The 12,659-nt window shown below is 58.0% G+C and carries 11 protein-coding genes; 7 read left to right on the top strand and 4 right to left on the bottom strand.

All coding sequences use genetic code 11. The annotated features are described in order from the left end of the window. Positions 1-133: 133 nt before the first annotated feature. The 7 genes from queF to AB5Y90_RS18160 all read left to right on the top strand — a co-directional run bounded on the left by queF (position 134) and on the right by AB5Y90_RS18160 (position 9,358). Positions 134-982, top strand: coding sequence for an NADPH-dependent 7-cyano-7-deazaguanine reductase QueF (gene queF / locus AB5Y90_RS18190; RefSeq protein WP_335836950.1), 849 nt, complete (start codon positions 134-136; stop codon positions 980-982). Between the two features lie 210 nt (positions 983-1,192). Further along, positions 1,193-3,475 (top strand): hypothetical protein, encoded by a 2,283-nt coding sequence (locus AB5Y90_RS18185; protein WP_019445908.1) that lies wholly within the window; start codon positions 1,193-1,195, stop codon positions 3,473-3,475. An 83-nt stretch (positions 3,476-3,558) separates the two neighbouring features. Next, positions 3,559-5,175 carry a diguanylate cyclase gene (locus AB5Y90_RS18180; RefSeq protein WP_245094816.1) on the top strand — a complete coding sequence of 539 codons (1,617 nt, stop codon included), beginning with the start codon at positions 3,559-3,561 and terminating at the stop codon, positions 5,173-5,175. A gap of 148 nt (positions 5,176-5,323) precedes the next feature. Next, entirely contained in the window at positions 5,324-6,679 is a 1,356-nt protein-coding gene (gene ppnN, locus AB5Y90_RS18175; protein ID WP_019445906.1) for a nucleotide 5'-monophosphate nucleosidase PpnN, read from the top strand. Between the two features lie 135 nt (positions 6,680-6,814). After that, positions 6,815-7,615, top strand: a complete 801-nt coding sequence (xni, locus tag AB5Y90_RS18170; RefSeq protein ID WP_368167468.1) for a flap endonuclease Xni — start codon at positions 6,815-6,817, stop codon at positions 7,613-7,615. 159 nt (positions 7,616-7,774) lie between these two features. After that, positions 7,775-8,782 carry an isocitrate dehydrogenase gene (locus AB5Y90_RS18165; protein ID WP_139477602.1) on the top strand — a complete coding sequence of 336 codons (1,008 nt, stop codon included), beginning with the start codon at positions 7,775-7,777 and terminating at the stop codon, positions 8,780-8,782. A 117-nt stretch (positions 8,783-8,899) separates the two neighbouring features. Next, positions 8,900-9,358, top strand: a complete 459-nt coding sequence (locus tag AB5Y90_RS18160; protein WP_139477601.1) for a hypothetical protein — start codon at positions 8,900-8,902, stop codon at positions 9,356-9,358. Positions 9,359-9,440: 82 nt separating this feature from the next. On the opposite strand, the gene rlmM is transcribed toward AB5Y90_RS18160, so the two are convergent. The 4 genes from rlmM to AB5Y90_RS18140 are packed head-to-tail and all read right to left on the bottom strand — an operon-like array spanning position 9,441 to position 12,508. Continuing rightward, the gene (gene rlmM / locus AB5Y90_RS18155) at positions 9,441-10,535 is read right to left on the bottom strand and encodes a 23S rRNA (cytidine(2498)-2'-O)-methyltransferase RlmM (protein WP_005338617.1); all 1,095 of its coding nucleotides are present in this window, start codon (positions 10,533-10,535) and stop codon (positions 9,441-9,443) included. Beyond that, positions 10,528-10,914: a DUF423 domain-containing protein gene (locus AB5Y90_RS18150; RefSeq protein ID WP_064337113.1), complete on the bottom strand. Its 387-nt coding sequence runs from the start codon at positions 10,912-10,914 to the stop codon at positions 10,528-10,530. The genes rlmM and AB5Y90_RS18150 overlap by 8 nt, the downstream gene beginning before the upstream one ends. A 51-nt stretch (positions 10,915-10,965) precedes the next feature. After that, the gene (locus tag AB5Y90_RS18145) at positions 10,966-11,595 is read right to left on the bottom strand and encodes an alpha/beta family hydrolase (protein ID WP_064337114.1); all 630 of its coding nucleotides are present in this window, start codon (positions 11,593-11,595) and stop codon (positions 10,966-10,968) included. Continuing rightward, positions 11,588-12,508, bottom strand: a complete 921-nt coding sequence (locus AB5Y90_RS18140; RefSeq protein WP_005338622.1) for a transcriptional regulator GcvA — start codon at positions 12,506-12,508, stop codon at positions 11,588-11,590. Before AB5Y90_RS18140 ends, AB5Y90_RS18145 begins: the two co-directional genes overlap by 8 nt. Positions 12,509-12,659 lie beyond the last annotated feature (151 nt).

Raw genomic sequence — 12,659 nt, 5'->3', positions numbered from 1 at the left:
CCGACCTTGCGACCCGGGATACAGAACCCGGGATACCGAGAGGCCGACGCCCAAGCCAAACGGCTGCAACCATCCGGCCCTGCAATGGCCCGTTTCATTCCACTCATCATGAGCAGATTACGTGAGCAACCCTGTGAGCAAACAAGATAGATACGCCGGGGCCAGCGCCCTGACCGGCCTGAGCCTGGGCCAGCAATCCGATTACATCAGCCAGTACACCCCCTCCCTGCTGCAGCCGGTTCCACGTAGCCTGAACCGGGATGATCTCCAACTGGGCGATGACCTACCCTTTACCGGTTGCGATGTCTGGACCCTCTATGAGCTCTCCTGGCTCAATGCCAGGGGCAAGCCGATGGTGGCGGTGGGTGAAGTGGCCATTCCGGCCACCAGTGCGAACCTGATCGAATCCAAATCCTTCAAGCTCTACCTCAACTCCTTCAACCAGACCCGTTGCGACTCTATCGAGGCAGTCGCCGCCATGCTGACCAAGGATCTGAGTGCCTGTGCCGGGGAGACCGTCACGGTCACCCTGTTCCCCCTCGACAAGGCGCCGCACCAGATTGCCCTGCTGCCTGGCGAGTGCATCGATGAGCAGGATATCGAGGTAGACAATTACGAGTTTGATGCGTCCCTGCTGCAAGGGGCAGCCGGTAGCGAGCAGGTCGAGGAGACCCTGCACAGCCACCTGCTCAAATCCAACTGTCTGGTCACCAGCCAGCCCGACTGGGGCTCTGTGGTGATCCGCTACAAGGGGCCGAAACTCGATCGGAAGAAGCTGCTGCGCTATCTCATCTCGTTTCGCCAGCACAACGAGTTCCATGAGCAGTGCATCGAGCGGATCTTTATCGACCTCAAGCACTATTGCCAGCCTGAGCAGTTGACCGTCTATGCCCGCTATACCCGCCGCGGCGGCCTCGACATCAACCCGTTCCGCTCCGATTTCGAAGCGGTGCCCGCCAACCTGCGTCTGATCCGCCAATAAAGTCGAGTTGCGACAGAGAGGGCAGTCGCACTGCCCTCCATAACTGGTAAAAGGGTTTCGATCGATTCTTTACGCAGCTGTGATAAGGGGGCTGGATAATAAAATCCAGACGAAACCCACTTGCCGGCCACCTGCAAACCACAGTAAACGCTGGACTCGCAGGGGGGGGCTTGGATAACATGCCAACACCTCTGCGCCGTCCTTAATCCAATGAATCAACTGTTTTTTCTGGCCATGATGATGTCCTCCCTGTCAGCTCCGAATCTGGATCTGGACAAGGAGCAACTCTCTATCGATCTGCAACAAGCGCAATCGATGGTACTGACCGATCCTGCCAGATGCGTCCAGATCACCACCGCCTTCCTGACGCGCGCAGCCAATAATCCCCAGCAAATCATCAGCAATCGCCAGGAGTTCGGTTATCGCGAACCCATCCTGAGTTACAGCACGGCGGCCCAGACCATAGGCGCCCATCTGCTCAAAGGGGAGTGTCTGCTGCAACTGGGTCAATATCAGGCCACCCAGCAAGCGCTCGACAAGGCGATGGCGCTGGCTGACAAAGAGCGGCAACCGGAACTCAAGGCCCACGGCCTCTATCTCAAGATCCGCAGTCAGGCCCTCAAACCGGATAACCAGAGCACCAGCCGCGCCCTGATGGATCAACTGGACGAACAGCTGGCCGTCCCCACGCTCAAGCAGAGCCAGTTGCAGATCTATGGCCGCCTGCAACGCACCAGCTACGACATCGAGAACCAGCACTTCGATGATGCCAAGGCACACTTGGCAGATGCGCGGATCTGGGCCGCCAAGACCCCCAATCCCCTCGCCAGTGCCTGGGTCAGCGCCATCAGCGGCGACCTTTATCGTGCGCTGCAGCAGCCACAGCTGGCGCTGGGGGAATATATCGATGCCCAACAACAGGCCAAAAGCCTCAATGACCCGCTCTTTCTCGGCCTGCTATCGAACCAGATAGTGAAACTCTACCAGCAGGAGCAGGAGCCCCAGAAAGCGCTGCAGTATGCCAATGAGGCGGCCAATTACTTCCACTCCATCGGCAACCCTTCCCTGCTGTGCGACTCCCTGATGGTGCTGGCGCGACTCAACCGCGAGCAGGGCGACCTCAATATGGCGCTGGTCTACTTCTTCAATGCGCTGGATCTGCTCGATGAAGGGAGCAACCGACCGCAAGCCTCCCTGCTCAAATACGAAATCGGCAAGACCTACCTGCAAAGCGGCAACCTCTCGCTGGCCAGCAACTACCTCAATGCGGCCCGTCAGTCCCACGAGCTGAGCGATGCCAAAGAGCCGCTGATCGATACCCTGCTACTGCTCGGCGAGCTCTATCTGAAGAAACAGGAGGCCGCCATCGCCATTCTGCAGTTGGAGAACGCCCGCGCGCTGGCCAATCAGCTCGGCGATACCCGCCGTCAGTACGAGGTATTCCGCCTGTTGTCGCTGGCCTATGAGCAGAAGGGGTATCTGCGTCAGGCTCTCGACAGCTACAAGCGCTTCCACCGTCTTGGCGAGGAGGTGCGCCAGCAGGAGCAGGCTATGGAGCAGGCGGCGATCCGTGACAACTATGTCCAGGTCGAGCGGGTGCAACATATCAAGGAGCTGGAGCAGCGACTTAACAACAGCCAGCACCAGCAGGAGCGCTATCTCTGGTCGAGCATCACCACCAGCCTGCTGCTGGCGCTCTTTATCTACCTCTTCTTCACCCTCTGGCTCAAGCTGCGTACTGCCCGCCTGCAACTGAAACGGACCAATGAGGCCCTGCTGATCGAGCCACGCTCGGGGCTGGCCAACTGGCAGCGGCTGATGAACCGCTGGCCGCGGGAGATGGCAAAGCGCCAGCTGAAATCGGATCGCTGGTACCTCAGTGAACAGCCCTCCAGCGAGTTCGATGACAAGCTGCACTATCTGCTGTTCCGGGTGCCTTTCCTGGTCAATACGCTGGAGCGCCACGGCTATCAGGCCAGCAGAGAAATCGAGCAGGCCTTCGGTGCCTATATGGACACCCTGACCCCGCAAGATGGCCGTATCTATGACTTGCGTGAAGGACACATGCTCTATGTGGTGCCACAGCGCCACGTCACCAACCTGCATCAACTGGCGGGAGACCTGCTGACGGCCATCGCCGCCTTCCCTTGCAACTATCCGCTGGATCGCAGGATCAGCCTCGGGATTGTCAGTCACCCCTTCCTACCGAAAGCGGCGACCGCGCTCGATCACAATGGCCTGTTTGACCTCTGCTATCTCGCCCTGTCGGGAGCCATTCAGCTCAGTGAAAAATGCCAGCAAAACGCCTGGTTGGAGCTGGCTGCGATCGATTGCCAACAAGCGGCATTTTTTAATGGAGATGTGTGGCAATGCGGCCTGATGGCAATTGACAAGGGACTGGTAAAAGTCAATTCTTCTCATGAAAAGCAATGGGTTAATTGGCCCAGCCTTGCAAGGAAGCCGGCAGCCGATAACCACCAGGAAATAATGTAGATAACAGGCGAGGATCGAAACCAGGTTCGACCACTGTTGCTATCCAACACCAAAAACAATAATGACAACAGGGCGACCTGATAATGAATGACATCGCTGCCGTAGCAGGACAATTGGCAAGACTCAGGGAATCCCTTCAGCAGAAACAGCTGGAACTCGACGGCGTACTGTCGTTTTCCGATGCAGAGCGTGCCCGTGGTATCCAGTTTATCAACAAGTTGATGCTCTCCTGCCGTGGCTTCGACCGCGAGCTGGACAATCGCTTCGCCAAGCTCAAGCAGAAACTGGATAACAACCCCGCATTTACCGCGCTAGACGAGGATCTGCTGGCCATTGAAAAACTGCTGCAGCAGCACAGCAATGCTCTGGAAGAGTCGATCACCCTGACCCAGACCGCCATCGAACTTGGTTCCAAACAGCTGAAAAACATCAAGGGCTTCCCGGAAGAGACCCGCAAGTCCCTCAAGGAATTTCTGGCAAGTCCCGCCGGTTACGGCATTGCCGATCACCAAAAGAAGGTGATCAAGCTGCTGGAGTTTTACCAGCAGGCGATCAAGATCCAGCTGCTGCCAAGCCAACCCCTGTTGGCACCGTCAGGTGCAACTCAACAAGAAAGCGATACTGCCAGCAACGATGGCCAACCCGATGTAGACCCGTTTGATCTCAAGGATCACGCCCGTATCGCCGATGAGCTGCAGCGGCTTATCACCGAACTCGACTTTGCCGGCGCCATCGGCGAGAGCCTGAGCGACATTCGCCGCCAACTGCTGATCGGTATCAACCCTGCCCTGCTGGCGGAAACCTGCCTGCAGGTGATCGAGCTCATCATCGAAGGCACCCGTGAGGAGCGCAAAGCCTCCCGCGCCTTTCTCAGCTCCCTCAACGAGAGCCTCTCCGCGGTACATGTCGGCTTTACCGAATCCCTCGATGAGGGGCGTGCACTGCAAAACGAAACCCGAGAGACCCGCGAGGCGCTGGTCAACGAGTTGCAGGCGATCGATCACTCCCTGGCCAGCCATAACTCCATCGATGCGCTCAAGCGCGCCATCTCCGGCCATATGGGCGCCATCAACCTGCTGCTTCAAGAACGGGAAAGTACCGCAGCACGGGAACGTCACCTGCTCACCCGCCTCTCCACCATGGAGTCCAAGCTGCGCTTGATGAAGGAGGAGACCGCCGAGTACAAGAAGCGGCTGACCATTCAAAAACACAAGCTGTTCCTCGACAGCCTGACTCAGGTACACAACCGGGCAGCCCTCGATGAACGGCTGGAGCAGGAGTACAAACGTTGGCTTCGTTACCGCACTCCGCTCTGCATGGCGATCATCGACATCGATCACTTCAAGAACATCAATGACAACTACGGCCATATGGCGGGTGACAAGGCGCTGAAAGTAGTCGCCAAGGCGCTGCAAAGCGCGCTGCGTGATACAGATTTCATCGCCCGTTTTGGTGGAGAAGAGTTCGTGGTGTTGCTGCCCAACATCAATCCGGACAAGTTCCAGAAGCCGCTGGAGACCCTGCGCCAGACCATCAAGAGCATCCCGTTCCGTTTTCGCGATGCCAAGGTGGAGATCACCATCTCCATCGGCGCAACCCTGTTCAAGGATGGGGACAACCCGTCAGATGTGTTCGAGCGGGCGGACAAGGCGCTCTACCACTCCAAGCATACCGGTCGGGATCAAGTGACTCTGGCCTGACGAGCGGTCAAAAAAACAGCGAACAGTCGTCGCCCTATTTCCCTCCACCCTCTGTTACCACTACTATCGATCTCAGGGGATGCAACATAGCGTCCCCTTTTCTCCCCAGGGAAAAACACAACGATAACAAGTGAGTAAAGGGGAACCTATGATTACGCACATCAATCCCGTCGGCAGCATGGATTTGCTGTCACAGCTCGAGGTGGATCGCCTCAAGCAGACTGCCTCCAGCGATATCTATCAACTGTTTCGCAACTGCTCGCTGGCAGTGCTCAATTCCGGTAGCCATACCGACAGCTCCAAGGAGATCCTGGAGCGCTTCAAATCGTTCGATATTCATGTGATCCGGCGCGAGCGCGGGGTCAAGCTGGAACTGTTCAATGCCCCCGAGCACGCCTTTGTCGATGGCGAGATCATTCGCGGCATTCAGGAGCACCTCTTCTCGGTGCTGCGCGACATTCTCTATGTCTCCAATCAGCTCGAGTCCAACCGCCTGGTCAATCTGACCAACTCCACTCATATTTCCAACGTGGTGTTCGCCATCCTGCGCAACGCCAAGGTGATCCTGCCCGGCGCCGATCCCAACCTGATCGTCTGCTGGGGTGGCCACTCCATCAACGAGATCGAATACCAGTACACCCGCGCCGTGGGCAGCGAGCTGGGCTTGCGTGAGCTGAACATCTGTACCGGCTGTGGCCCTGGCGCCATGGAGGGGCCGATGAAGGGGGCCGCCGTTGGCCATGCCAAACAGCGGGTGCGCAACGGCCGCTACATCGGCCTCACGGAGCCTTCCATCATTGCGGCAGAACCGCCCAACCCCATCGTCAACGAGCTGGTGATCCTGCCGGATATCGAGAAACGGCTGGAAGCCTTCGTACGCCTCGGCCACGGCATCATCATCTTCCCGGGTGGGGTCGGCACCGCCGAAGAGCTGCTCTATCTGCTCGGCATCATGATGCACCCGGCCAACGAGCGGCAGCCGATGCCCATCATCCTGACCGGCCCGAAAGAGAGTGCCGACTACTTCCGAGCCATCGACGACTTCATCAAGGCGACCCTCGGTGAACCTGCGACCAAGCTCTACCGGATCATTGTCGGCGATGCGCCGGAAGTGGCCCGGGTGATGAAAGAGGCGATGCCGAAAATCCGCGAATACCGCAAATCGGTCGGCGATGCCTACTCCTTCAACTGGTCCCTCAAGATTGAGCCGGAGTTCCAGCTCCCCTTCGAACCGGATCACGCTAGCATGGCCAGTCTGGATCTGCACCGCAACCAGCCGCCCCAGTTGCTGGCCGCCAACCTGCGTCGAGCCTTCTCCGGTATCGTCGCCGGCAACGTCAAGGAAGGGGGCATTCGCGCCATCGAGAAGAAAGGCCCCTTCAAGCTGCACGGCGACAAGGAGCTGATGCACCTGATGGACAAACTGCTGGAGAGCTTCGTCAAGCAGCAGCGGATGAAGCTGCCGGGCAGCCAGTATGTGCCCTGCTACGAAATCGTCCGCTAGGATACAGATACATCATCGACAGAGGGGCGCATCGGCGCCCCTCTTTATTGGCTCAATGCCTTCCCGACCGCCATCAATCCCCCATAAGGCGAGCGGTTTGTTACAATGGGGCGTCCCGACCGCCAAGAGTGCCCCATGTCAACTATCCGGCCACACCTGCTCATCATCGATGCCCTCAACCTCATTCGCCGTCTGCACGCGGTACAGGCCCAGCAGGCACTGACCCCAGCCCAGGCGCTGGTTGCAACCCGCGCCAACCTTATCAATACCTGCCGCAAGCTGCTGGCCAATAGCGAGCCGACCCATGTCATTGCCGTGTTTGATGGCGAGGTGCATAGCTGGCGCAAGGAGGTCTATCCGGCCTACAAGGAGGGGCGAACCCCCATGCCCCCTGAACTGCGTGAGGGGTTGGCGACCCTGCAGGATGCCTTCTGGGAGTGCGGTGTCGATGCCCTGCTCTCCGAGACAGATGAAGCGGATGACCTTATCGCCACCCTCGCCAGCGGCATCGCCAGCCACGGCCATCAGGCGACCATCATCTCCACCGACAAGGGCTTCTGCCAACTGATCTGCCCGCAGATCCGGGTGCGCGACTACTTCAACAAACGCTGGCTGGATGCGGCCTTCGTCCAGCAGCAATATGGGGTAGCCCCTGCTCAGCTGGTCGACTTCTGGGCCCTGACCGGTATCAGCGGTTCCAATATCAAGGGGGTTCCGGGGATCGGCCCCAAGACCGCCACCCAGCTGTTGCAGCAATATGGCAATCTGGCAGCCATGCTCGAGGCCTGCCAGCAAGAGGACGCCGCCAAGCCACTGATCAAACTGCGCCAACATCAGGATGAGGCCCTGCTGGCCCAGCGGCTGGTGCACTTGCAGCGAGATATTCCGCTGGGATTCAACCTGCGGGACATCCGCTACCCGCCCCAGCCGGACTAAAGTGCCGAACAAAAATGCAGGTAAGGGCGTGAACCATGACGGGACTCACCCTCGCTGTTGATAAAAGTGAGTAGAATGTAAAGGAATGTGGTTGGTTTGCTGAGTAAATGCTATAAAGCAGCCCCATCCTCCCCTATACCCTGGAAGTGGAACCCTCTCATGTCCAAAAGAAAAATTACCGTGATCCCCGGCGACGGCATCGGCCCCAGCATCATAGAATCAGCCATCCAGATCCTGACCCATGCGGGTTGTGACTTTGAGTACGAATACGCTGATGCGGGTCTGGTTGCCCTCGAGAAGCATGGCGAGCTGCTGCCCCAGGCTACCCTGGATCTGATTGAGAAGAACAAGGTGAGCCTGAAAGGGCCATTGACCACACCGGTCGGCGGCGGTTTTACCTCCATCAACGTCTCCCTGCGCAAGAAGTTCAACCTCTACGCCAACGTGCGTCCGGTCATCTCCTTCAAGGGAACCAGAAGCCGTTACGACAACATCGACATCATCACAGTGCGTGAAAACACCGAAGGGATGTACTCGGGTGCAGGTCAGAAGCGCAGCGATGACAACAAGAGTGCCGAGGCGATGAGCATCATCACCCGCGAAGGGGCCGAACGCATCGTCAAGTTTGCCTTCGAGCTGGCCCGTCAGGAAGGGCGCAAGAAGGTCACCATCATCCACAAGGCGAACATCCTTAAGTCGACCTCCGGCCTGTTCCTCGAAGTGGCACGTGAAATCGCCAGCCACTATCCGGATATCCAGAGCGAAGAGATGATCGTCGATGCCGCCTGCATGAACTTGGTGATGTACCCGGAGCGTTTCGATGTCATGGTCACCACCAACCTGTTCGGCGACATCCTCTCGGATCTTTGCGCCGGTCTGGTTGGCGGCCTTGGCATGGCGCCCGGCGCCAACATCGGCGATGGCGCGGCCATCTTCGAAGCGGTCCACGGCTCTGCCCCCGACATTGCAGGCAAGAACATTGCCAACCCGACCTCGGTGATCCTCGCCTCCATCCAGATGCTGGAGTACCTCGGCATGCAGGATAAAGCAGAGCGGATCCGCGAGGCAGTACGAGACACCATCGAATCTGGTGATCGGGTCACCCGCGATCTGGGCGGCACGGCTTCCACCAGCGAATTCACCCAGGCCATCATCGATCGTCTGTGAGTTAATTCATTGATTTTAAAAGGGAGCTTCGGCTCCCTTTTTTATATTTCCGAATCCTTTGCCACTCCCCGAACAGCAACTATGTTCAATAGAGAAGAAGAACAGGGAGTGTTTTTCATGAAGGGATACGGGTGCTATCTGGTGTCGGGTCTGATGCTGGTGTGTGGTACTGCAAGTGCCTTCGAACAGGCTCAATCAACCCAAACAGCCAAACTGCCGCAGCAGGAAAAACGGACTGCCACCGAGGTATGGCGCTCGAGCCTGAATACCAACGACCTGCTCAAGGCACCCAAACCCCTGTCGTTTGGTATTGAAGTCTCCACCGACAACTTTGGCAATCAAAAGATCACCTCCTACCCGCAGCTCAATCTGACCCCGGAAAAGAGCATCAGTCTGTCGATTGAACGCTTCAGACCCAAGGTCAAATTCAAAGCCGGTGGACTGCATACGGCAATCAGACTGAGAGGGGATGGCATCAAAATGCAGTTCAATCCGGTCGACAAAACCATCCCGCTGCAGATCGAGATCAAGGTGACTGACGACGAATCCTCCCTGCGCCTCGATTACCGTTTCTGATATTTTCCGGCAGCCGAATAGCAAAAGGCCGACAGGTTTCCCTGTCGGCCTTGGTATTTATCGTACGGGCAGAACTGCTACATCACGCCTTGGGCTCGAGTTTGGAGACCCAGTACTTGTTGTAAACATGTACGGTGATCTCTTCTCGATCGTGATAGAGCTGCTTGGCCTGGATCACGAACGCGTTGTCGATCTCCTTGAGCATCTCGCGCAATACCTCGATATTGTGCACCGACTCGGCATAACGCTTCTTCATCGGCAGCTTGAGGTTGAACATCGCCTCCTGGCAGTCGCCCTCACGGAACCAGTCCGCAATCATGTGAACGACCCGCGCCGGTTTATCGACCATATCGCACACCAGCCAGTAGGTGTTCTTCTTGCTCGGACGCCAGACGAAACCGTCATCCCGGATATGCTTGACCTGACCGGTATCCATCAGGGATTGGGCCATCATGCCGTTGTCGACCGCCGTCACCATCATGCCACGACGCACCAGCTGATAGGTCCAGCCACCCGGGCAGGCGCCCAGATCCACCGCCTTCATGCCTGAGCAGAGACGCACATCCCACTCTTCCCGCGGCACGAACACGTAAAACGCCTCCTCCAGCTTGAGGCTGGAGCGGCTCGGCGCATCGGCCGGGAAGCGCAGGCGCGGGATCCCCATGTGGAATCCGGAGTTGTTGAACGAGTAGGAGTAACCCAGCAACACGTGATCATTAGCCATGAAGAAGGCGTGGAACACCGGACGGTTCGGCGTCTCCTTCTTGGTCAGGATCTCGTTGCTGCGCAGCGCCTGACGAAGCGGCACGGTGAACTTGCGGCAGAAGGCCGACAGCTCTTTAGCTTCGTTGGTATCCGCGGTTTCGACCCGCAGATCACCGCAAATGGTGTAGTCACTCACCGCCTCAAGTATGGGGGAGATCCTGTCCGCGACATCCAGATCCTTCAGCTCATGGGTGACCACCAGCATCTGGCGGATAAAGATGAGCTCCCGGAACGGCAGCTTGCGAGCCAGCAGGTCCGCCTGCTCCTCGTCATACAGTTCGAAGATCACATAACCGCTGTCGTCCTTGACCCGGGCGAAACCGTAGCACTGCATGTTACCGGCACGCTCGGTGATCTCTGCAGCCGCCTCTTTCTCAAAACCGGGGCGGCAATAAAGCAGCAGATTATTCATTTTTTCCTCCAAGACGACAGCCAGCCCAGATCAGGGCCGCCCATCCCAACATAAAACAGAGGCCACCGGCCGGAGTAATCAACCCCAGCCCCTTGCTGCCAAGCAGCACCATGGCGTAAATACTGCCGGAGAATCCGATGATCCCCAGCACAAAAGCGGTGCCAGCCAGGTGGATCACCCTGCTGCGCACACCACACCAGCCCAGAACCAGCAGGGCCAATGCGTGAAAAAACTGATATTGCACGGCCGTACTGAACGCCGCCAGACGCTCGGGCGTAATGCCGGTCGCCGCCAATCCATGGGCGCCATAAGCCCCCAGCATGGTGGCCGTCAACCCGAAGAGACCGGCCAGTATCAGCCAATGTCGATGGATCTGCATCCTCACTCTCCCTCTTTCATCGAGGCTGGCAATAAAACCAACCCTCCCGTGCTATCCGTGCCGGACCACAAAATGGCTGATGGCCGCCGCTGCATGCTGCATATTATCCTGCTCACTCACGCCACTGGCTTTTCGCGGTTTGAAACCATGATCACCATCGGTCAACCAATGGACCGATACGGCGGGTGAGAAGGGGAAATCGGCCAGTTCGGCGCGACTACCGAAGGTATCGCGCTCCCCCTGCAACAGCAGGGTTGGCACTGCAATATGTTTGAGTACCTCGCCTCGCCAGCTGTCGGGCTTGGCCGGAGGGTGGAAAGGATACCCGAGAATGAGCAATCCTGCAGCATTCATCTCACCCTCGCCTTCACGATAGAGTTCCGCCGCCATCCGCCCGCCCATCGACTTGCCCGCCAGAAACAGCCGTGGATGGGCAAACTCACGGATCATGTCGCGCCAATGGGCGAGCAGCACAGGTGCTCTGTCCGGCGGGCGGCGCTTGCCATCCTGTGCTCGCTTGGTCATGTAGGGAAAGTTGAAGCGCACCACTTCGATGTCGGGGCCAGCCAGCAGGCGTGACAACTCGGCAAGAAAGACATGATCCATCCCCGCACCTGCCCCGTGGGCCAGCAAAATGCGAACGGGGGCATCAACAGCCCCCTCGCGGATCACATCAGGCATCGGCGAGCCTTGCCCTACGGCGGGCCTCTTCCTGCTCCACCAGCTCCAGCATCCAGTCGCGGAAGGCTACGATCTTGCCCTGATCAGACTGCTGCTCCTGACAAACCAGATAGAAGGCATTTTTGCTCACCAGCACCTGCTCGAACGGACAGATGAGGCGGCCGGCCTCAATCTCGGGCTGAGCCAGCACGCTGTGACCAAGCGCCACCCCCTGGCCGTGGATCGCCGCCTGGATCACCATGGTGGAGTGGCTAAAGATGGGCCCCTGATTGACGTTGGGTGCATCGATATCGAGCTGGCGGAACCAGGCCTTCCAGTCGCGACGGGAGGTATCGTGCAGCAGGGTATGAAGAGTCAAATCTTGCGGCGTACGCAGCGGTTTGGGCCCGGTCAGCAGCAAGGGGGAGCAGACCGGGATCAGGTATTCGGTATGCAGCTTGTCCGAGCGCAGACCCGGCCAGTTGCCGCGCCCGTAATAGATAGCCACATCCACATCATCGGTAAGCGACCCTTCGTCGAGATCGACCGCCTTGATCCGCACGTCGATATCGGGGTGGCGCTCGCTGAACTTGACCAACCGCGGCACCAGCCACTGGATGGCGAAACTCGGCTGCAAACTGACAGTCAACGCCCCCTTGGCACTGCGGGCCAGCAGCTTGTCGGTCGCCTCAGAGATGGAGGCAAAGATGTCTTTGATATCCAGGAAATAGCCCTGCCCCTCTTCGGTCAACAACAAGGAGCGATTTTTGCGGCGGAACAGCTTGATGCCAAGATACTCCTCCAGCGCCTTGATCTGGTGACTGATGGCAGCCTGAGTCACAAACAACTCTTCTGCTGCGCGGGTAAAGCTTAAGTGACGAGCCGCTGCTTCAAAGGCCTTGAGGGCATTGAGCGGGGGTAAACGACGAGACATGACACCAGCCGACGATGAGTTTTTCTAATGGGGCGCATTATAATTTGTCGGTTGCGGGTCGACCAGTGAATAAACATAATTCGCCCAGCAATCAGTCGTCATATGGCTCACATTTTCTACTACGTGTTGGTTTACATGTGTTTTTAGTGAG

The organism is Aeromonas sp. R4-1 (assembly GCF_040908325.1).
Taxonomy (GTDB): domain Bacteria; phylum Pseudomonadota; class Gammaproteobacteria; order Enterobacterales; family Aeromonadaceae; genus Aeromonas; species Aeromonas veronii.
Note: the sequence above shows the minus strand (reverse complement) of the source record. Positions and strands in the feature narration are given on the sequence as shown.